Origin of the sequence: Aestuariibaculum sediminum (assembly GCF_014596945.1) — a bacterium.
GTDB classification, from domain to species: domain Bacteria; phylum Bacteroidota; class Bacteroidia; order Flavobacteriales; family Flavobacteriaceae; genus Aestuariibaculum; species Aestuariibaculum sediminum.
In genome coordinates, this window is the sequence record NZ_JACVXB010000005.1 from 1 (window position 1) to 22,345 (window position 22,345).

Annotated in this window: 18 protein-coding genes and 1 tRNA gene; 7 read left to right on the forward strand and 12 right to left on the reverse strand. The window is 32.4% G+C overall.

The features are described 5' to 3' along the window. Window positions 1-45: 45 nt before the first annotated feature. Complete coding sequence (locus ICJ83_RS11805) at window positions 46-4,119, reverse strand: hypothetical protein (RefSeq protein ID WP_188230612.1); 4,074 nt, start codon at window positions 4,117-4,119, stop codon at window positions 46-48. A 302-nt stretch (window positions 4,120-4,421) separates the two neighbouring features. On the opposite strand from ICJ83_RS11805, the gene ICJ83_RS11810 reads away from it, so the two are divergent. The 6 genes from ICJ83_RS11810 to ICJ83_RS11835 all read left to right on the forward strand — a co-directional run bounded on the left by ICJ83_RS11810 (window position 4,422) and on the right by ICJ83_RS11835 (window position 11,358). Beyond that, the gene (locus tag ICJ83_RS11810) at window positions 4,422-5,099 is read left to right on the forward strand and encodes a response regulator (RefSeq protein WP_188230613.1); all 678 of its coding nucleotides are present in this window, start codon (window positions 4,422-4,424) and stop codon (window positions 5,097-5,099) included. A gap of 10 nt (window positions 5,100-5,109) precedes the next feature. Next, window positions 5,110-5,523 (forward strand): type IV pilin protein, encoded by a 414-nt coding sequence (locus tag ICJ83_RS11815; RefSeq protein WP_188230614.1) that lies wholly within the window; start codon window positions 5,110-5,112, stop codon window positions 5,521-5,523. A 492-nt stretch (window positions 5,524-6,015) separates the two neighbouring features. After that, on the forward strand, window positions 6,016-7,425 hold the full coding sequence (locus ICJ83_RS11820) for a GspE/PulE family protein (protein WP_188230615.1): 1,410 nt from the start codon (window positions 6,016-6,018) through the stop codon (window positions 7,423-7,425). A 23-nt stretch (window positions 7,426-7,448) separates the two neighbouring features. After that, window positions 7,449-9,641 carry a type II secretion system protein GspD gene (locus tag ICJ83_RS11825; protein ID WP_188230616.1) on the forward strand — a complete coding sequence of 731 codons (2,193 nt, stop codon included), beginning with the start codon at window positions 7,449-7,451 and terminating at the stop codon, window positions 9,639-9,641. Continuing rightward, window positions 9,642-10,856, forward strand: coding sequence for a PilN domain-containing protein (locus ICJ83_RS11830; protein ID WP_188230617.1), 1,215 nt, complete (start codon window positions 9,642-9,644; stop codon window positions 10,854-10,856). Next, window positions 10,846-11,358: a hypothetical protein gene (locus tag ICJ83_RS11835; protein ID WP_223154762.1), complete on the forward strand. Its 513-nt coding sequence runs from the start codon at window positions 10,846-10,848 to the stop codon at window positions 11,356-11,358. The genes ICJ83_RS11830 and ICJ83_RS11835 overlap by 11 nt, the downstream gene beginning before the upstream one ends. A gap of 284 nt (window positions 11,359-11,642) precedes the next feature. Here the strand turns inward: ICJ83_RS11835 and ICJ83_RS11840 are convergent, their stop codons facing one another. From ICJ83_RS11840 to ICJ83_RS11870, 7 genes are all read right to left on the reverse strand, one after another. Further along, the gene (locus tag ICJ83_RS11840) at window positions 11,643-12,179 is read right to left on the reverse strand and encodes a hypothetical protein (RefSeq protein ID WP_188230618.1); all 537 of its coding nucleotides are present in this window, start codon (window positions 12,177-12,179) and stop codon (window positions 11,643-11,645) included. A gap of 17 nt (window positions 12,180-12,196) precedes the next feature. Beyond that, window positions 12,197-12,877: a hypothetical protein gene (locus ICJ83_RS11845; RefSeq protein WP_188230619.1), complete on the reverse strand. Its 681-nt coding sequence runs from the start codon at window positions 12,875-12,877 to the stop codon at window positions 12,197-12,199. Between the two features lie 4 nt (window positions 12,878-12,881). Beyond that, complete coding sequence (locus ICJ83_RS11850; protein WP_188230620.1) at window positions 12,882-14,195, reverse strand: tyrosine-type recombinase/integrase; 1,314 nt, start codon at window positions 14,193-14,195, stop codon at window positions 12,882-12,884. A 55-nt stretch (window positions 14,196-14,250) separates the two neighbouring features. Beyond that, window positions 14,251-14,323: transfer RNA gene (locus tag ICJ83_RS11855), tRNA-Met, on the reverse strand. A gap of 66 nt (window positions 14,324-14,389) precedes the next feature. Next, window positions 14,390-14,566: a CPXCG motif-containing cysteine-rich protein gene (locus ICJ83_RS11860; RefSeq protein ID WP_188230621.1), complete on the reverse strand. Its 177-nt coding sequence runs from the start codon at window positions 14,564-14,566 to the stop codon at window positions 14,390-14,392. A gap of 78 nt (window positions 14,567-14,644) precedes the next feature. Then, entirely contained in the window at window positions 14,645-15,469 is an 825-nt protein-coding gene (locus ICJ83_RS11865; RefSeq protein WP_188230622.1) for a leucine-rich repeat domain-containing protein, read from the reverse strand. A 99-nt stretch (window positions 15,470-15,568) separates the two neighbouring features. Next, complete coding sequence (locus ICJ83_RS11870) at window positions 15,569-17,476, reverse strand: ABC-F family ATP-binding cassette domain-containing protein (RefSeq protein WP_188230623.1); 1,908 nt, start codon at window positions 17,474-17,476, stop codon at window positions 15,569-15,571. 88 nt (window positions 17,477-17,564) lie between these two features. Between ICJ83_RS11870 and ICJ83_RS11875 the strand changes: the two genes are divergently transcribed. Beyond that, on the forward strand, window positions 17,565-17,954 hold the full coding sequence (locus tag ICJ83_RS11875; protein ID WP_188230624.1) for a DUF983 domain-containing protein: 390 nt from the start codon (window positions 17,565-17,567) through the stop codon (window positions 17,952-17,954). Here the strand turns inward: ICJ83_RS11875 and ICJ83_RS11880 are convergent, their stop codons facing one another. The 4 genes from ICJ83_RS11880 to porL all read right to left on the reverse strand — a co-directional run bounded on the left by ICJ83_RS11880 (window position 17,955) and on the right by porL (window position 22,308). Continuing rightward, on the reverse strand, window positions 17,955-18,998 hold the full coding sequence (locus ICJ83_RS11880) for an NAD(P)/FAD-dependent oxidoreductase (RefSeq protein WP_188230625.1): 1,044 nt from the start codon (window positions 18,996-18,998) through the stop codon (window positions 17,955-17,957). A 67-nt stretch (window positions 18,999-19,065) separates the two neighbouring features. Further along, window positions 19,066-19,956, reverse strand: coding sequence for a type IX secretion system ring subunit PorN/GldN (gene porN / locus ICJ83_RS11885; protein ID WP_188230626.1), 891 nt, complete (start codon window positions 19,954-19,956; stop codon window positions 19,066-19,068). 104 nt (window positions 19,957-20,060) lie between these two features. Further along, window positions 20,061-21,623, reverse strand: coding sequence for a type IX secretion system motor protein PorM/GldM (porM, locus tag ICJ83_RS11890; protein ID WP_188230627.1), 1,563 nt, complete (start codon window positions 21,621-21,623; stop codon window positions 20,061-20,063). 43 nt (window positions 21,624-21,666) lie between these two features. Beyond that, complete coding sequence (gene porL / locus ICJ83_RS11895) at window positions 21,667-22,308, reverse strand: type IX secretion system motor protein PorL/GldL (RefSeq protein ID WP_188230628.1); 642 nt, start codon at window positions 22,306-22,308, stop codon at window positions 21,667-21,669. Window positions 22,309-22,345: the final 37 nt, after the last annotated feature.

The window sequence follows — 22,345 nt, forward strand, 5'->3', positions numbered from 1 at the left end:
AAAAAAATATTATTGTTGTTATTGCCTGTCTCATCTCTTTCTATTTTAATTATTTGGACATCCTGAATTTACCAATAGTAAAGCCTGTTTTATTATTACTTCATTGGTCACATTATCAGTAACAACACACTTTACGCTGAAGCTAGTACAATCACTGCTTACAACAGTTTTAGAAATTGATGAACTATTCTCACTGTAATTGGTTGTTGACTGGCTATTTGTTTTACTCCAGTCATAACTATAATTCCCAGATCCGCCAGAAACATTAACCGAATAATTAACACTATCTCCTACCGATTTAAAACCATTGGGGGAAAAATAAACGCCAATAACTGAAAGTGCCGAATAACTCGCAGTTACATTAATAGTTTTAGTTGTAATTACCGAATCATTGGTTTGAGTATCCAAAATTTGACAGGTAACGGTAAAATTAGGTGCATGATTATCAGTAGTTGTAATGGTTAAAACTCCAGAAGTATTAGTATAATTTTGGTTTATTATTCCATTACTAACTGTCCAATTATATTGAAAATCACCTGTTCCTCCTGAGGCCGTTGTGGTTAGAGTAACGGATTCACCACTTACAACCGATGTGGAAGAAGAAGTGGTTTCTCCTACAATCTCCTCTAAACCATATAAATATTTAACTTCTTTTAAGACATCTTCAGCATCATTCTTAACATATTTCAGTCTTCCAAAAGTATCATATTGAAAATGGGACCTGTAACCAGAAGGGTCGGTTGTGCTTAAAACACCTATTAGCTCATCATAGGTATAAGTGGTAACCATGGCATTGGTTAAACTCGCTCTAAGGGTAGATTCCTGTGCTGTAGTAAGTCCCCCGCTACCAGAATTAAAGTCTGTTCCAAAACCAGATAAATTTTCTATTTGAGCTCTAGTAGCATTCTCAATTTTTGCTATTGGATACATTTGATTATAGCCCCAAATATAACTTATAGGAACCCCATTTTTTTGAGAAACTTCTAGTGGGTTTCCTTTATTATCATAGTCATTGAATAAAACCCTATCCTCTAACCCAACATTACCTTTTGAATGTTGTATTTTTTCTGGTAAAACCAAATTACTTCCCCAATTTTTATAAATATTATTAACCTCGTATTTAGCCAGTTCTGTACTATTTTCAGAGACTGTGGTTATTATATTTATTGGATTTGAGATCTTGTGTTGATCGACTAGTAGTTGTTCAGGAGCCGTCCTTGATACAATATCTTTTGGGTATTTAGTATTAATACTTACCGTATTTCCATTACTACTTTCAGTTGTAGTTAAAACCGGTAGATTATGTTCCTGTCCATAACTATAGGTTGTAACCTTTTCCAATGTTTTTGGAATACTTGGAAAACCATCATGAAAGATATCCTTCACACTGCTTTGCAACAACTGGGTTTTAAAACTATGAAATCGAATATTCGAATCGGAATTTGGACTAACATTTTTCCAACTATTAATTACGGTAAATCCATTATGATTAGAGCATGTCCTATTGGGAGAATTAGTGGATGTTACATATGTTAATTTCTTTAAGTTAGTATTAATTTCTCCACTTACAGCAACCACACAAGCATCGGAAAAACTTTCCATTCCATAAAAAGTGGTACCAGAAGTGACTAGTAAAGCTTCAAAATCGTATGTATTTTGTTCTTCCTTTAGTTTACGATCTAGATTATCATAATGCGTGACTGATTTTAATTTCCCATTAAGAGGATAAGTCTTAATATATGGCTCCCCAATTTTTGGAACATATACACCACTAATAGGGTAAGGGTTAACTTGATCAATTGTATAGAAATTTTGATTATAAAACTCATAGATAGAATATCCGATATTGTTTCCACTATCATCCTTTCTAATTTCCTTAACCTTACCAAAGGTCACTTCAAAAGGAGTTTGTGAATATAAATTTGCCGAATAGCGTTCTAAAGTTTCATATTCCCTACAATTAGAACTTACGCCATTATCGTAAGTTTCTTTTATAGTATGAAATTGTATTTTTTGCTGAACACTACTTTCTAAATATTCGAAAGCTCGCGTATAACTTTCTCCATCGTTCGTTTTGTCAATAATTTCAGATATTACCGGAGTAGAAGCATATACCTCAGAAACTTCAATATTGCTATCGTAAACTCTATTTACGCTAAAACTTTTTCCAAGAAGACTATTAGCTAAATAAATTTTATAACTTCCAGCAGGTAAATTTAAACTAAAACTATTTCCATTTGAAGGGACAGCATAAGAATAATATTTAAGTTTACTATCTCCATTTTGAATCATAGTCTGAATATCACAAAATGTCTTTGTAAAACTACTTTCATAAATAGCTACAAAAAACACCCTTCCCGATTGGCTATAATTTCCAGATGAGTTAACACCATAATTAAATGAACTCGAACCTATGTTATTACTATCTACTGTAAATCCTGTAGTTACAGTATGAGGTAAATACCAAAAACCATCATCACAGTCAAATTCCGAAGAATCTGCATTGGGGTCAGCCCCACTTATTACAGTTCCTAAATGATCTGAAAAAGTTTTAACCTGAGTACTTACATCTGTCTGTAAATAACCGTCATAAACAAATTCAGTCGCTCCTCCTGTAGGATAAATAATTTCTTTTAGCATTCCTTTCTGTGCGTAATTAAAATCTGCATTACGGTCTGCTCCTGAAAAGTTATTCCCATATATGTCTATATGTTTAGGCACAAGAGTATTGTTTGTCGTCTTTCCATTGTAGTACCCTAAATAATCTATTGCCAGGGAATTTCTACCAGGAAGAATACCGTTTCCGTAATAATTAAAACTGTATATCTGAGGAGGTGCATTTGTCTCTCCTACTTGAAGGTTATAATACCCTTGTAGTTCAATAGAATCTAGGCGTAATCGATAATCTTCTTCTGAGATTGGGTTTGAGGACATAAAATAGGAGTGATTTAATGTGAATGTCCTTAATACCTCTGAACCATATTTTATATCAATAGAAGATAATTTATTTCTTCCTGATAAATCTAAACGATTTCCACTGTAACCAAACCTCATAACTTCGGTTCCGTTATACTTAATAACATTTATTATAGGCTGTTTAATCTTATAATCGTTTAAGTTATTTGTAATGGTGTAGGTATTTGTAGCCAATGAAGGATCATAATTAATCTCGCCACATGCTGTAAGTCTATTTTGTTTTATGGTGCGATTGTGATAAGATTGAAACTGATTCCAATAGGGTTGATCCAAATACACAAATTCAAAAACATCCCTTTTCGATGGTGACTCTATCTTTGTTAAATGCCAGGCAGAATTATAAATACGCGTACCCTCTGAAGCATCGCTTGAATAAGATGCAGTTGTTTCTTCTGCCTTTTGAAAATAATAAATAGTTCCGTTGACACTTGTAATCGTCCAAGAAATAATACTGCCACCCGCATTTTTTGAATAATTTACTAAAATATCAGGATCATCAATACTTATAGCGTTTCCTGTATCTGGGTTAATAATTGTAGAACCAGAAAGACCTGGGGCATTAAAAGAAAATATATCTGGCATGAGGTCTGCATCCCCAATTGCCTGATCCGATTTTATGGCTTGAAAATCAATTATATCAAGTAAAGCATGTTCATAATTTTCAAAATGAGAATAATATCCATTCGAGGGATTTCTTAACGAATTAAGATATGTATTAAAGGACCTAACATCACTATCAAAAATTTCTCTTGAGGGCTTGCCAGATATCATATCATCAGCAAGATCATTTATTTGTCTATTAATCATTCCCCCAGAATTCAAATTCCATCCAGCTCCTACACTCGTTGCTAACGATTGAATTTTTATTCCCGAGGCATCATATGTAATTGAAACAGGCACAGAAAGCTCCCTTCCTTGAATTGTATAAATAGGAATAGAAATCTCAGGTTTACCTGCATAATATGAAACAGGCATATCTCCATACTTGGTAAAAGCTTGTGCTTCGGGAGAGCTCGGGACACTAACTAAACTATTTACCTTGGGTAATTCTAGTGATTGCGCATGTAATAAATAATTACTAATAGATAAAAAAAATAGAATTTTAAAAACTTTGAATTTTGTGGTCGTGTTAAGTCCTATCATGGTTATGTAAGAATATCATTAGTTATTTTTACAAACTTACCACCTCGAAACTATTTAAAACTAAGGATTAACCATTGAATTATAAAGACTAAATTTCTGATAAAAATTCCTTATTTTTCAATCAAAAACCTTAATTATCTGTAGCTTTCACCTCCTTTTTTATCAACCTTACAAAACCTCAATGCATCTAAGGTTTTACCTTACAATTATTTTTTTTTGTATAAATATATTTGAAAAACACCAAGAGATAATACTTAAATGGTTGATGTTTTTAGTCCTAAACTACCATTAAATCATTGTTTATGAATAATACTTATCAAACTTTAATCATTGAAGATCATCCATTTATTATGGAAGGATATACTAGAGTACTGGAACACATTTCAAAATCACAAGGCAATTATTCATTTAACATTTCCACAGCTAAAAATTGTGACGAAGCCATACTTGAAATCGAACACGCTTTAAACCATAACATTCTTGATTTAGTTTTTTTAGACATTAGTCTCCCAGCTTCAAATGACAGAAAGTTCTTGTCTGGTGACGATTTAGGTATAAAAATAAGAGCATCATTTCCTATGGTTAAAATTATCATTGCAACCCACCTAGAAAACAATTATAGACTGGTTAATATTTTAAAAACAATTCAACCAAATGGATTGCTACTTAAAAATGAACTAACATTTAAAAATTTAACCGATGGTGTTTTAAATATATTAAACGACATTCCTTTTTATAGTAGTCCCATATTGAAATTAGTTAGGCAACATATTTCAAACGATTTTAATTTAGATAATATTGACAGACAAATACTTTATCATCTATCCTTAGGCACAAAAACCAAAGAACTTCCTAACCTAGTTCACCTATCCATATCGGGAATAGAAAATCGAAAACGTAGGCTAAATCTAATATTTAACAATGAAAAGAAAAATGACAAAAACCTATTAAAACTTGCTAAAGAGTATGGATTCTTGTAAAACACGCAAAATGAAAAATAAAAAATTAAAAATAAAATTACCTGCATTCAATTTACAGGAAATACTAATTGTTCTTGTTATTATAGGCATTCTCCTTCTTTTAGCATTACCTAATCTCATGCCATTAATTAGCAAGGCCAAAAGCATTGAAGCACAAACTCAACTTAAGTACATATATAATTCACAGACTAGTTACCGATATCAGTATTCCAAATATTCTAATGACCTAAGTGCAATTGATTTCATGCCACCAAAAACCGTAAAGGAAAACGGGACGGCTAACTATGAATATGAAGTAATACAGGCTACAAATAACGATTTCAAGGTAAGGGCAACAGCTGTTACGGATTTTGATGGAGATGGCGTATTTAATATTTGGGAGATTGACCAAAATGGTAATCCTCAACAAACCGTTAAAGATTAAATGATATTAATAAAATTTATCTTACTTATAACTTTGGGCCTAATTTTCTATCAGGACTTAAAACAACGTATGGTTTATACAGTTTTGTTTCCTGTGTTAGGATTTAGCTGTGGTTATCTTTTTTTTCATAATACATCTAGTATTCATTTTATTATTTCAACAATAACTAATTTACTTTTTGTCTGTGCTGTTTTATTATCTGTTTTTTTCTATAGTAAATTCAAACTAAAGGCTAGCTTCAATGAATCTTTTGGAATAGGTGATATATTATTTTTTCTGGCGGTTTCACTCTCCTTTTCAACGGTGTCGTTCCTGTTCATTTTTGTTAGCGCCCTAATATTTTCGCTATTACTCCATTTATTTCTAAAATATCATCAGAAAGAAATTACCGTTCCACTTGCTGGATATATGAGTGTATTTTTTGGCATCAGCTATATCGGATATTGGTGTGGGTTGGTTTCATCTGTTTATATTTTATAACCTATCTCATTTATGATTGTTAAAGATTTTAATATCCCAACTTCCCTTACTCAATTCATTAGTAGTGAGCAAGCCTTCCATTATAATATTATTCCGATAAGGGAAGAGGACAAAACCTTGGTGTTCAAAACTGATAATCCTACGGAAAACTTAAAACAGGAATTACAAATTGTACTAGGTAAAAAAGTAAAACTTATTTCGGATAGTGAAGCAAACATTAAACAATACCTAACCACGAATTTTAGAAATCAAGATCGCGCTAAACAGAAGGATTTACACTACACCAATGATTTTTTAGAAAAGTTGCTACTAAATGCTAAAAACATTGGAAGTAGTGATATTCATTTTGAACCATTTGAAAATCGCTGTAGGGTACGCTTTAGGCTCGACGGTAAATTAAAAGAACAGTATAGTATTAATCTTGACCAGTACCCAGTTATTGTAAACAAAATAAAAATTAGAGCTGGCTTGGACATTTCTGAAAGGCGTTTACCTCAAGACGGTCGTATCACTATAAAAACCTCTCAAAATGAATTTGATATTCGAGTTTCTAGCTTGCCAACTCTTCATGGAGAAAAACTAGTACTTAGAATTCTTAGTAAGGATACCGATAATATTCAACTTGAAGATTTAGGTTTCACTCAAAAAGAACTCCACGTATATAACGAGGCTATAAAAAAACCTAATGGTATTGTTCTAATTTCTGGCCCCACAGGATCAGGAAAGACCACTACTTTATATGCGACCCTCAAAATTTTAAACGATGACAAAACAAATATTCTGACTATAGAAGACCCCATTGAATACACTTTGGAGGGCGTTAATCAGGTCCAGCTAAAAGAAAACATAGGGTTAGATTTTGCAAGTACGCTACGAACCTTTTTACGACAAGATCCAGATATAATAATGGTTGGTGAAATTCGTGATGTCAACACCGCTAATATGGCCATTCGAGCAGCTCTGACTGGGCATATGGTACTCTCCACTGTTCACACTAACTCCGCGTGGGCTACAATATCAAGACTTATAGATATGGGCATCCCTCCATTTCTCATAGCAAGTACCCTGAATGTTAGCGTAGCTCAACGATTAATAAGAAAACTATGTGCAGATTGCAAGCAAAAAAATCTTATAAATAAAACTTTATTTCCAATACATTTTCAAATCCCTAAAGACCTTGAATATCATTATACATCAGCTGGATGCAACACGTGCTACCATACAGGGTTTCACGGACGCAAAGCTATTTATGAGATTATCCCAATTAGTAAAACATTAATCAGTCATATTAAAAAAAACGATCTAGAAATCGACAATTACCTAAAACAAAACCAAATTACAACATTAAGAGACAATGCTATTAATCTCATACGACAAGGCACTAGCTCTATTGAAGAGGTTTACCCTTTATTAATTGATTAAACCAAAAAACTTACAGCATAGCTTTGAAAAAATTAATTTACATATTCCTATTACTTGGTTTCCAATGGATATATTCTCAAAACGATTCACGGATTCAATCCCTTAAAAACCAACTTGACATACTATCCACTGACAACCAAGGATTAACACAGCAGGTTAAAACAGATATCACCGTTAGTAACATAACCCTTTCCAATTTGCTTCTGGCTATATCTAATATGCATGAGATAAACATTAATGTATCTCCAGAATTGAAACAGATAAGTTTGGTTAACAACTTTTCCAACGTTTCTGTTTCCGATGTTCTAATTTTTTTGTGCAAAGAATATAACTTAACAATTGATTTCACAGGTAATATCTTATCCGTTAAACCCTACAATTCCCCTGAAGTAAAAGTAGCTACTAGTGTGATTCATGTATCCTATAACCCTATGGAAAGTACTATCAGTCTTGATGCCAAATCAGATAAGCTCTCAGAGGTGTTTAGATACATAATGGATGAAAGTGGTAAAAATCTAGTATTTACACCCGGCATGGAAAACAAACCCATTAATGCCTATATTAAAAATATGCCTTTTGATATAGCCTTACAACAATTAGCCATATCCAATAATTTACTTGTTGAAAAAACATCGGATGGTTTTTATGCATTTCAAGAAAACAATAAAGAGGTTTCAAATGGTAAACCCTATATCAATAATTTTAACAACGAAGATTTTAAGATTTTAGACAACTATCAACAACTGTTGGAAGTGGATTTTAGAAACACCCCTATAAGTTCAATTATTAATAGAGTAGCTGAAGCATTTGAACTTAATATTTTCACGGCCTCACCGCTCGAGGAAGCTGGAAAGATTACCTTTAAAACTAATTCTATTACTTTAGACAATTTGCTTACTAAGCTTTTTGAAAGCCAGAAACAAACATCAATAAACTCTTCAAATAATAATTTACTAAACACTCCAAATGGGAATTCTAATCTGAACGAAACAAACTCTAATCAAAACCGAGGAAACCAGTATGATTTTACATTTAAAAAAGAAGGTAAAACATATTACTTTGGTAAGGAAAACCAGCTAATTGTTCGCAGTGTCGAAATCATCCATTTACAGCACAGATCGGTAGAATTGCTCACTGATCCTTCAGGATCTAATAGCGGCTACATGAACATGGAAAATCGAAACTACGGAAGTCAAAACGGCTACAACAGCAGTTACACTTCGTACAACTATACGAATCAATTTGATAATAGGTCAGGTATAAATAGAAATAACCGTGAACCAATTAGTACCACCGGGCGTTCTACTTTTGGCAATACAAACACAAAGGTTGAAGCTCTGCTCAGTGTACTTCCAGCAGATGTTAAACAAAACCTTGAAATAAAAGTAGATTTTGAACTGAACAGTTTTTATGTTGTGGGGCCAAGTGCAAAAATTCAACGTTTTAAATCCTTTATTAAGCAAATCGACAAACCTGTTCCAGTGATACTCATTGAAGTCATGCTCATTGAAGTAAATCGAAATTCAACTATTGAAGCTGGAGTTAGTTGGGGACTTGGTGAAAAAGAGGCGAAAACCATTGGTAACCTATACCCACAAACAAATTTAACCCTAGGAGCTCAAACCATAAATAAGGTACTCAATGGTTTTGATGGATTTGGTCATATTAATTTGGGGAAAGTGGTTCCTAACTTTTTTGCTACAATAAAAGCCATGGAAAACAATGGAAACATTAAAATACGTTCCACTCCAAAACTTTCAACCCTAAATGGACACCGTGCTACATTTTCTAACGGACAAACCTCCTATTATGCAATTACCCAGCGTAATATTTATGGAACTGACAATCCTCAAACCTCAGAGATAACAAATTACGAACCTATTGATGCCAAACTAGGACTAACGATTAAACCATTAGTTTCAGGTGATGGTCAAGTTACACTAGACATATTTGTAATCCAATCCAGTTTTGGCCTACGAATTGCAGATGATGCCCCTCCTGATTTAAATTCACGAGAGTTTAGCTCTATCATACGTGTTCAAGATAAGGATATTGTCGTATTGGGAGGGTTAGAAGAACAAACTAAAAATGATTCAGGCTCAGGAGTACCATTTTTAGCAAAAATACCTATTATCAAATGGTTGTTTAGCACCAGAATAAGAGAAGACACAAAGGCTAAATTAACCGTACTAATAAAACCAACAGTAATTTACTAAATGATAGCTAAAGTTAAGACATTTTTGGAATTTAACAATCGTTTTTGCGGAATAGAACATACCTTTCGAAAAGAAGGAACTGTAATTTATATAACCAAATTAAAAAAACAAAAAAAAAAATTGATAATAGATGGGAATTTTGAAATTAAAAAACCAATCGAAATTAGGTCAATCTTAAGCAAAAATACACCTATATTTTTGGTGGTAAATACTGATCAAGTATTGACAAAACTTATTGAAAGTAATCAAAAAACAACTTTAAATACCATATCACTTAGCTTTCCTAACATTAACATTGATGAATTTTATTATCAATTTAGTTCTTTTAAAAACAAAAATCTTTTATCAATATGTAGAAAATCTTACATAGATAACTTACTAAAACAATACAAAGAACTAGGCATTCCGATTATAAATTTGTCCATTGGTAATCAGATACTAAGCACAACTATACCATACCTTAAAGATAATATCATACGTACTTCAAATGCACAATTAAAAATTATTAACGAAGAAATAATCAAGATTGAAAAAAAAGAAGATCTAACCACAACTAGCTATGAAATAAATGGATTAATTATAGACAACCCATATCTACTTTCATTTTCAGGAGCTTTAGATAGTGTACTACAGAGTTCAAAACCTGTTGGTAATTTAAATAACCTTAAACATTGGCTCAAAAATGAGTATATACAAACTAGCTATTATTATTTTTCTCTTAAAATAGCGCTGTTTTTCGTTTTATTTGGCTTGCTAATAAATTTCTTTGTCTTTAACAAATATTACAGCAAAGTTCAACAACTAAAGCAATCCCATGAAATAAATCAAGCAGATAAAAGGACACTTCAAAATTTAACTGAAAAAATAAATACTTCAAGACAATTAACTGAAGGGTTACTGAAAAATGGCACTTCCAAAAGCTCCTATTACCTCAACTGCATTATAGATAAAATACCATCAAACATTTTATTAGAAAGCTATAACTACCAACCCCTTTTAATGGGCATTAAAGAAGGAAAAACTATCGATCTAAATACTAAAACAATATACATATCAGGTGTTTCTAGTAAAAGTAAAAATTTTTCAAAATGGATTCTTAACTTGGAAAATTTAAGCTGGATTGAAAGTATCGAAATTTCAAATTATAAAAGTAACTCCATGACAACATCAACATCTTCTTTTGGTTTAACAATACATATGATTCGTGAAAAATAAAACAAAATATATTTTTACTGTTTTAGGTTTTATAGCTGTTTGTATAATATCTTATAGAGGTGCTATTTCGAAAACCATTAGCCTAAAAAATGAGTATATAAACCTAAAAAAAGAAACCTATAAATTCAACTCTGCAACCAAGAACCTTGCTCTACTTATACAACAAAAATCATATTATGACTCCATTTTAAAGAAGTATCAAATAAATAAAGGTTCATTACAAACCAATCTTCTGAAAACCATAAATAGTACTTGTGACTCTACCGATTTAAAAATTATTAATTTTTTTGAGCCTCACATTATTCGTCTCAAAAATTTAAAAATAAGCACCTATCAATTTACAGTAAAAGGTGATTATAAAACCATAATACAACTTATTTACATTATAGAACAAAAAACTAAGTTTGGTGAAATAATCAGTTTAAACTTCGAAAAGAAAACCAACTTTAAAACTGGAAAAACCTATTTACAAGCACAGATTTTATTAAGAAATTTTAGATAAATTATCAGTAGACATACATATTTATATTTAACCAATATATTGTTCCATTTCCATTTCGTAATTAACCACACAAAATAAAAATTTTATCACAAAAATATTTTACACCAACTATAGTTATTACACTTTCATACACCCGAAAAAACCTAGTAAACATAATGTTTTTTGACTACAATTATCATCTAAACCACACCACTTTTATTTTTGTGATATTTTTTTATCACAAATTTATCACACAAAATATCACAATTATTTTATTGCTTATTTTGGCTTTTATTCGATGTATTTCAACTCAAGTCGTTGATCTCTTCTAACACATACTCTTTTAATGCTCTATTATCTAAAAGAAACTGTTCTAAGAGCTTTAAATTAAACTTTTCCTTTTCCAAACCACTTTCTAAAAACCAAAAAAATGATGTTGTATATTTGCTTTCATCATACCTCACCTTCATAACATCTTGTAACACTTTATCAAACTCTCTGGCAAGATGATCTGGAACATGAAAGTGAACCTTTTTTAAGGTTGCAATATATCTATCTAACTCTTCACTAGACTCGGTTTTTTCTCTTTTATATCGCTTGCTATAAATCCAGACCACAAGCTGAATAAAGTCTTTAGAAAACAAAAAGTTTTCAACCTTATCATTTAAGACTTCATACCTACAATAATCACCGCTATAAATCAATTCTAATAATTCTCTTAAGTATTTTGAAACAGTTACATTCCTTTTAGCTGCTTCGGCTTGAATGGTTTCCTTCAGCTCCTTAGAAAGACGTAAGTTAACTGAAGGATCACTATTCTTTATTGGGTATTTTTTACTCATGTTTACACAAAATATAGTTAGTTATCAACCTCTAAATTAAACACACTCTTTAAAAGAAAGGCTTCTGCCTTTTCTTCTGTCACTAATATTTTTTTAGGCTTTTTAATCCTTTTAGAAGTAGGTTCAACTTTTTCCTCCATTGCATCAGGTATATTAATTGACTTTAATGGGTTAAATTTAGAAATATCAATATTCTCAAATTTTTCTTCAACAGCCTTTATACTATAAGTCTTTAGAAAACAATTTTCAAATTCTTTTATGTGAGAAATAAATGAATCATTTTGTAGCTTGAAAGCGTTTAAGGTCTCTTCGGAAACACCATTTATATCCTTAGTCACATTTTCATTTAGCCATCCACTTATGTGAACATAAAAACTTAATTGTTGGTAATATTTATCAAGAAAAAACTTGAACGATTGCTGTTCCAAATCTTCCTTCAGTTGAATAAGCTTAGCCATATTCATATCTAGTTGATGGAGCTTTTGCATCAGATGAATATATGAATGCTTTTCTTCCAAGACATAATTTTTCCCTGAAGTTTCAATAAGTATAACACAATCAAAATACTCATCATACTTAGGATATTGAAAGGTATCCGGATCGGCTTTTAACCACAAATGCTTTGGTAAATAAAACAGCATTGGCATTATCAAGCGGTTTCCTAATTCAGTATAAATAGCATCTAGTTGTTTGTCCATAAATTTAAGAAGTAATCATAGCTGAATAATCTGCTGGTAATTCTGCATCAATATCTCTAAGATATTTTTCCAGTGCCGACATAGATGTATGACCTGTTATTAACATTAACTTACTCTTTGCTTCAAAAGGTGATGATTCAGAAAGCATTTTACGGTATAGCTTCGTTATAAATGTATGCCTAAAACTATATAAACCATAATCCTTACCTAGATTAAACTTATCCTTAACCACCTTCTTAAATCGCTTAGAATAATAATCTCGTTTATTAGTTAACTCAGTATCCCACTCTCCTCCTATGGCTTCAGGGGTGAACAAAAACATATTCTTATTTAATTTAGACAAATCAGGTAATTCTTTAAATAAAACATCTGGAATAATTTTCGTTTTCAACAGGCTATTTTTAGCTTGAAACTTAACTTGCTTATTCTTTATATCAATATCTTTAATTCGAAGTCTACATACCTCTATTGGCCTTAAAAAGTTATAAGAGATAAATTTAATAAACAACAACAGATTAGGGTCCTCTTGCTCTAAATACTTAAATATAGATTCTTGTTCTTCGTTTGAATACGATTTATGACGTTTTGGCACTGTCTTTAATATTGGGATTTGCTTAACAAAATTTGAATCGACAACATCATTATCTTCAAGAACCTGCATGATACTGCTTAAATCTGTTCTATAATTATTCCTATTCCTCGCACTAGTCTTTTCCAACATATGGTTTAAAAAATCTATTACAAGTCTTTTATCAACCTCATGTATTCCTTTTACACTAGGGTGGAATTCCTTAATCCATTCAGAAAAATTCTTTAAACGATTTTCAAAACTTCGCTTAGTTGTTTGGTTTATAAGCTTTGTTTTCAACTTAAGACCAAATGCAAAAGCTTCCTCGAATAGTATTGACTCTTTTACAAGCACACTTTTTACATCTGGTACTTTCTCCTGAACCTTTTCTGCATTATTACCTGAAGCCTTTTTATTTGTATTAACTTCCATATAAAGAGACTTATTATCCTCATAAGGGCTATAACCCTGCTTTAACAGCTTTAACAACACTTTTCTATAAACAGATAAGATTGCCATCCTATCTTCTTTAGTTTTACATTTGTTGGCTTCCCCGTATACCGGAGTTTGACGTTTTAGCCTACCACTAACTGGGTCTCGATATGAAAAATAGACATACCACCGCTTACTCAAGTCGTTATTTGCGGTGTAAATTTTAGGGGCTGAAAAATTTCTTTTTAAAGACAAATCGTATGCACTTTCGTATTCACTTTCGTATTCAAATGTAAGTAATTCGCTCAAATTAGACATAAAAAAAACGATTTGAGAAAGTCAAACCGTTGATTTTACTGCTTTGTCAGCTTAGTAGCGGGAACAGGACTCGAACCTGTGACCTTCGGGTTATGAGCCCGACGAGCTACCTACTGCTCTATCCCGCGATATTTCGTGTGCAAATATACAATCCTTTTTAACTTATACAAACTTAATTTCGAAAAATATTTATATTAAATTTTACTTACCTGAAAGTCAACCAAATCTAAATTTATAAATTTTAATTTAATTTGAATCGGTTGGCAACACACCTCACAATCTTCAATGTACTGTTGGCTATTAACACTATTGTCTAATAGCATAGAAATACGCTCCCAACAGTAAGGGCAGGTAAAAAAGTGTTCCTCCATAGCTTAGCTTAAGATACAAAAAAGTCGGTAATGCTAACCATCCCGACTTCAAACTATTATAAATTAAACAAAAACTTACTACTCTTTTTCAATGTCCATTGTGGCGGTAGAATTTTGTAAATCCAAATACATTAACCCTGGAGGATTATTTCCTGATACCGTTACATATTCCTTATTCAAATTATTGTCGCTAACCATTAGTGTGGTTAATTTTGGTAAATTCATAAATTCTAAAGGCAAATCTCCTGTTAGCTGATTTGTTGATAATACTAACTCTTCTAAATTTCTTAACTGCGCCATTTCGGCTGGAATTTCACCTTCAAGCTTATTATCCATTAAGCTTAACTTTTCTAAGTTTGTTAAAGCTGCTATTTCGGTTGGAATAGTCCCTATAAAATAATTACTCCCCATTAGCAATTCTTTTAAATTGGTTAGGCCCATTATTGCTTTTGGGATTCTTCCTGAAAACTTATTACTATAAAGCTTTAATGATTCTAATTTTTTTAATTGACCTATTTCCTCTGGAACTGAACCTTCAAAACCATTCATAAATAACTCTAAAGATGTTAATTCCTGTAGATTTTTGATTGAAGAAGGAATCGTTCCTGTTAATTTATTAAATCCTAAATTTAATTTTTTAAGATTAACTAAATTACCTATTTCCGAAGGCAATGTTCCTTGTAAATTGTTGAATTGTAAATTCACCTCTACTACTTTATCATCTTCCACTTTAACGCCGTACCACTTTTCGACTGAAGCATCCAAATTCCATGTAGAATTCCAACTTACTCCGTTTGTTGCATTATAAAGTGCTATTAAAGCGTCCTTTTCGTTTGGAGAAACCTCCGCGAACGAAAATGTAGTTACAAAAAAAGTAATTAATAATAAGTAAATGTTTTTCATGACAGAATTGATTGGGGTTAATTCTGACACGAATATAAGACAAAAAAAGACGAAAAGCTTTTTTATTCGATGAAATGCACTAAATTTTAACAAACAAGCTTAATCAAAGGCTTCAATTTGCATTTGAACGGTTTCCCACTGCTCCATCAAGCTTTCTAAATCATTTTTTAATTGTTGGTAATTGTTGAAAAAATTGTCTTTCGATGTAACTTCCTCATAATTAACCTCTAGCTCTTTATCGATTTTTTTAATCTTCCGCTCTATATCATTTATTTTAGCTTCAACATTACTTAGCTTGTTATTTAGTGATTTTAGTTTCTTTTGATCTTCGTATGATTGCTGTTTTCTTTCTTTTGGCTCTTCTTTAACAACGGTACGTTTTTCTACTTCTCTTAAATTTTCAACATTACGTTGCTCCAAATAATAATCTATATCTCCTAAATACTCTTTAAGTTTGTGATCTTTAAATTCGTATACTTTATTGGTTAATCCCTGGAGAAAATCACGGTCGTGCGAAACCAAAATTAAGGTTCCTTCGAATCGTTTTAGCGCCTCCTTTAAAACATTCTTAGATTTAATATCTAAATGGTTTGTGGGCTCATCCATAACCAAAACATTAAAGGGTTGAAGCATTAATTTTGCTAGCGCTAATCGGTTTCGTTCTCCACCAGAAAGCACACGTACATACTTATCAACTTCTTCCCCTCTGAACAAAAACGATCCTAAAATGTCACGTACTTTACTACGATTGGTTTCATTGGCAGCATCAATCATCGTATCATGAATGGTTTTATTACCATCTAAATATTCGGCCTGGTTTTGAGCAAAGTACCCTATTTGTACATTATGTCCTAACTTTAAATGGCCACTATATTTAATATCACCAACTATAATTTTTGCGAGCGTAGATTTCCCTTGTCCATTTTGTCCAACAAAAGCGGTTTTACTATCGCGCTCAACCATTAAACCTACTTCACTTAATACGTTTTTATCGCCATAACTTTTTGAAACTTTTTCGGCTTCAATTACAACTTTTCCTGGAGTTACTGAAACGGGGAAATTTAAGGTCATAACACTATTATCATCTTCATCCACCTCGATGCGTTCTATTTTATCAAGCTTTTTAATAAGCGACTGTGCCATGGTAGCCTTCGAGGCTTTTGCCCGGAATTTCTCTATAAGTTTTTCGGTTTGCTCGATTTGTTTTTGCTGATTTTTTTGTGATGCCAGCTGTTGTGTTCTTAACTCTTCCCGTAATATCAGATACTGTGAATATGGTTTCGGATAATCGTAAATGCGACCTAATGAAATTTCGATGGTTCGATTAGTAACATTATCTAAAAACATTTTATCGTGCGACACAATAGCAACAGCACCCGGATACGATTTTAAAAAACTTTCCAACCAGATAATAGATTCAATATCCAAGTGGTTCGTAGGCTCATCCAATAACAGTATATCGTTACTTTGAAGTAATAATTTCGCTAACTCTATTCGCATGCGCCATCCACCAGAAAAGGTGTCTGTAAGCTTATTAAAATCTTCACGCTTAAACCCTAAACCCTGAAGTATTTTTTCGGTTTCTCCCTGATAATTATATCCTCCTAATATTTCGTATTGATGTTGCAAGTCGTTTATATCAATCATTAATTGATGATACGCATCGCTTTCATAATCGGCACGTTCGGCCAATTCAGAATTCACTTTTTCCATTTTAGCCTCCAAGTCTTTAATTTCAGTAAATGCCTGATACGATTCTTCAAGCACCGTTCGTCCTAAAATAAAGTCTATATCCTGCTTTAAAAAACCTATTTTTAAATCTTTATCTGAAGCTATTTGCCCTGTGTCAGGCTCCAACTCTCCTGCCAATATTTTAAGCATGGTCGATTTACCAGCACCATTTTTACCAATAAGCCCTACCCTGTCGCCATTAACGAGTTTAAACGTGATATCTTCAAATAGGTATTCGCCTTGAAAAGAAATGGATAAATTATGAATATTTAGCATAGAATTGTAACATATATAACAGAACCTTAGATATTAAAAATTTATATTTGTTCTGAAAGATTAAGAATGCAAAAATACATTAAATAATATGTTTTCAAAAGGTTCAAAATTATATAGTATAATTACGGGTACTTGTCCAAAATGCCATGAAGAATCCATGTTTAAAAACAAAAATCCATATGTTCTTTCGGAAGCCTTAGAGATGCATGACACCTGTAGCAATTGCGGTACAAAATATAAAATAGAACCTTCATTTTTTTACGGCTCCATGTATGTTAGCTATGCCGTTGGTATCGCCTTTGCTGTAGCTGCGTTTGTGATTTCTTATTTTGTATTTGATGCCGGACTGAATGCAATGTTCTTATCTATAATAGCTACTTTAGTCGTATTCATGCCAATCATTTTAAGACTATCCAGAAACATCTGGATTAATTTCTTTATCCATTATGATAAATCGTTTTCTAAAAAGAAAAACTAATTAATCAAATCGTTTTATATCAATTTCGACATCTAATGGTTTTTGATTTTCTATGTAATTGTAAAGTTCTTTTGCAACGTAGGGTCCAATCATTACTCCTCTAGTACCTAGTCCATTTAGTACAAACATATTTTTAAAATTAAAATGCCTGCCTACCAAAGGCCTTCGGTCTTTAACGGTAGGTCGCACTCCTGCTACCTGCCCCACAACGGTAAATGGACAATGTATTATTTTTTTAAGCTTTTCTGTTAGTTCCTCCTTCGCGGCTTCGGAAGTAGCATTAGTTAAATTTTTCCACTCGTAAGTTGCTCCTACCACATACCTATCATCACCTAACGGGATTAAGAACACTCCTGCTTTAAGGACATAATTTATCTTTAATTCTGGCGCATATATGGTTAATAGTTCACCTTTAGCTGGGTTTAACGGTAAATAATTAAAAAAAGGATTTTCCTTTATTCCAAAACCTTCGCAAAACACAATATGCTTAGCATTTATTTCATTGTATTTTATTTCATTGTTAACAATAGATAATTCATCGTAATCAAAAAGGTCTTCTAAAAGCAGATTCTGTTCAAGTAGTGCTCCTCTATACGTATCCACTAAAACCTTAACATCAATGCGACCCGTTTCCAGTACTTCTCCAAAACCAAATGGAGCATCGACACATATATTTGTATTTTTTATGATTTTTGAAGACAAATATTCTGAAAGTACAGGTTTATCGGAGGCCGTAAACCAATCATTCTGTTCTTCTAAAGATGCGAATTTTCTATAAACCGGAATTTTATAATCTAAAGTTACGCCAAAAGCTTCTTCTAGGTGCTTATACATTGGTAAAGCTAGTTCTAGTTGCTCCTTACACTTCCAAACAGGCGTAAAGCGTTTTAATACAACAGGATTATACAACCCGCCGGCAACTGTAGACGATAACTGCGACCTATTATCGAACACCATAAATGATTTTTTATTGGCTTTAAGCATTTCACAAAAGCTTACACCTGCCAAACCAATTCCAACAACTATATAATCGACTTGCTTCATACTGCGAATATAAAAATAAAGAAGCCCGCTTAAATAAGCAGGCTTCTTTATTTTATTGTGATGTGAATTAATACGTCCACATATCTAATTCAAAATCTCGAATTTTTTCTTTTATACGTTCAGATTCTAATAACTGCATCAGCGCATTATCGGTTACATATTCGTTAATAGCCCTATCCTGTTGTACGTTTTCTTCCTTATAAATTATTGCATTAAAACGCCTAGAGTTTAAAACATGGTCAAACGAGAATGGCATCGAACTATTCTTGTTATTAAACGATTTGGCTTCGTGTAACACCTCTCGAGCATCTGGGAAGAAAACCCAGAACAACTCTACTAAATCAGGTGTTTCAGAATCTATAAAATTAACATCCGGAGCCACAGGCGCAATACCTAATAAACGGTATTTTAACTCTGCCTGACGTTTATCAAAATACCAAAGACCTTTAATACGATACTCAACTATATCGGCCGCAGTTATATCTCGTCTATCAATATATTCTGCAGATAATTCTTCGCCCGCATTAATTTGTTCGATACCTAACTCTGTAGTATCTACTTTAGCCAATGCTGCTTGAATATCATCTAAGGTACGCTTAGATTTAAAGTATGAATCATCGTAGATATTTTTTATTCTCCCATTTTTAATGTTCTTCATAAGCACATCGTATAATGAGCGTCTATCACTACCAATATTATTAGTATCTATCGGATAATATAAAGGAAAATTAACGCGCTCGTCAAGCACGATTTTTTCCCAAACCATTTTCGAATAAAGTATGTCTCTATCGTCTACATAACCATATTCTAAGGGCTTATCATTATCAATAGCTTTTTGAGCTTCTGTTCTTACTCCTATCTCTTCGGGGCTTTTTGCATTAAGGATATTTGCTTGAGCAAATACACTCGACACTGTAAAAACAGTTGTTACGGTTAATAAAAAACTTTTTAAATTCATGCGCTTTGGTTTTATTTTTCAATAGTTGAAATTCAACTAGGCTCTTTATTTTATATCATATCCATACTTGCATATGGATATGATATGATATTTTTAACTATTAATTAGTTAGTAAGCTCAATAATTACAGGCGATACTTTTTTAAGAATCACACTTACACCACTAGCTTTAGCTTCGATGTTGAATATTTGAACATCTGATCCGCGCTTAGCTTTACGTAATGCAGATTTAGCTCTACTATCTAATTTATTTCCACTTACATTAATTGTAGGTTGTCCAGGAACTTTAAACATAAATCCTGTTACGCGTAATGGTAATTCGAAATCGAAATCGTCGAACTTAGCTCCTATGGTAGATATCTCTAAAGATTGACGTTGCATTTTTATAGCTCCATCTTCTCCCCTAACCGTTCCTGTAGGTTTTGGTAAATCTTTAATTCTAAAGGTTGCTCTATCTCCAACTTTTTGACCATCCGGCAATGTACCTGATACGTTAATTGTAACTTCTCTACCTTGAATTCTTGTAGCATCCATTACATATTTACTACCACTAACACGGCTTAAACCTTGTGCCGAAGCATTTACATTATTATCTGCGATTCCAGCAAACGAAATGGTCATTGGGTTTTTAACACCACGATAAACCACATTCATCTTATCGGCCGAAATAGTTGCTGCATTAGGTTTAGAAACAGTTGCGAACGATTGTGATACTGGAACTTCAATATCTTCGCCATCTTGAGCGAAAATTAATTTTCCTTCAATTTTATGTTCTCCTGGTCTTCCTGTTCCAACATTTAATTTTACACGACCATCCTCTATTGAATACTGATTTTCTGTTAATTTAACACCATCTAAAGTTAACTCAACTCTACTTGGCTTTGTTGTTGCATCTTTACGACCTAATACAATAGCTCCATCAAATGTTTCACCGTTAAAATAAGCGGCTTTTGAAGTTTCCATTAGAGTTGTATAATTGGTCATAGACACCTCAGCTGTTAAAGTTCCTTGCAACATTTTAGATAACATTTCAGACTCGGTTGTTTTGATATCAGCTTGCATCTGAGTCATTTTAGTTAATGATGCTACAAGAGGGAAACCTTTGTAGTGATAATCTAACCAATCGATCTTTATACCGTCCCGGTTTTTTACTGGATCTGTATTAAATTTATCTTTTACATCTTTAATTACGGATTCCATTCCTGCTTGCCCTTCTAAAACGCCTACAACACCGTCTCTAAAAGTAGCTATTTGATTTAAAAACTCTTCACCTTCTGGTTTAAGTTTATCGCCTTTAAAGAAATTTTGATCTAGGTAATCTCCTTTATCCATAATTTCATAATCGGTTGGATCATCAACAGTCGCGGCCATTTTACTTTTAAGCTCTTCTAAATAGCTATCAAAATCTGAAGCTAGTTTATCGATTTGCTGAGCTTTTATTTTTAAAGGCTCATATTTTTCTTTTTGATCTGTTGCCTTTTGCTCTAAGCTCGCCATAAAACTTGCATTACGCATAGTAGTTGCTTCGTTAGACTCGCTTAATTTTTCGTTCATTAATCCGAAGGCAGAAAGCACTTCTTTTGACATATTTAATGCTAACATCGCAATGAAGATTAAATACATCAGATTAATCATCTTCTGTCTGGGTGATAAATTTCCTGATGCCATATCTAATTAGGTTTTTGGTTAATTAAAAATTAGATTCCCCTAATTAGTTTTTGTTCATTGCAGATAACATCCCGCCATATACTCCATTTAATGAAGATAAGTTAGACGCTAAAGATTGCATTTGCTCTTTTAACTTAGCTGCATTTTCTACTTGCTCCTGATTAATAGTAGCTTGTTTACTAATGCTTTCTAATTGCACTTTATAAAGGCTATTTAAAGATTCCATTTGAGCTGCAGCTAACGATAATTCTTCACTGTATTTCTTAGAAGCTTCGATTCCGTTGGCACTAGAAGACATACTTTTTGCAGCACCTTCGAAATTTTTAATACTTTCTCCTAAGCTAGACATTAATTCGCCGTCTATTTTCGCTTCTTTTAATAAATCGTCTAATTTTTTAGATAATAAGCCTTGAGCGCTTTCGTCTTTCTTTCCTTTAGTTGTCGATTCTCCACCTGCTAATTCAGGGTAAACTAACGACCAATCTAAATCACTCTCTACGGGTTCGAACGCTGATAATGCGAAAATAATAGCTTCGGTAACAAGACCCAAGGTTAACATTAAATTACCTGTTATAGGTCCAAACTCCATGTGTGTAATTTTGAAAAGGGCTCCAATAATTACAATTGCCGCTCCTAATCCGTAAGCCATATTCATGAACTTTTTACTTGCTTTTGACTGTGCCATAATTTTGATTTTTTTGTTAAGTAATAAATTACTTAAG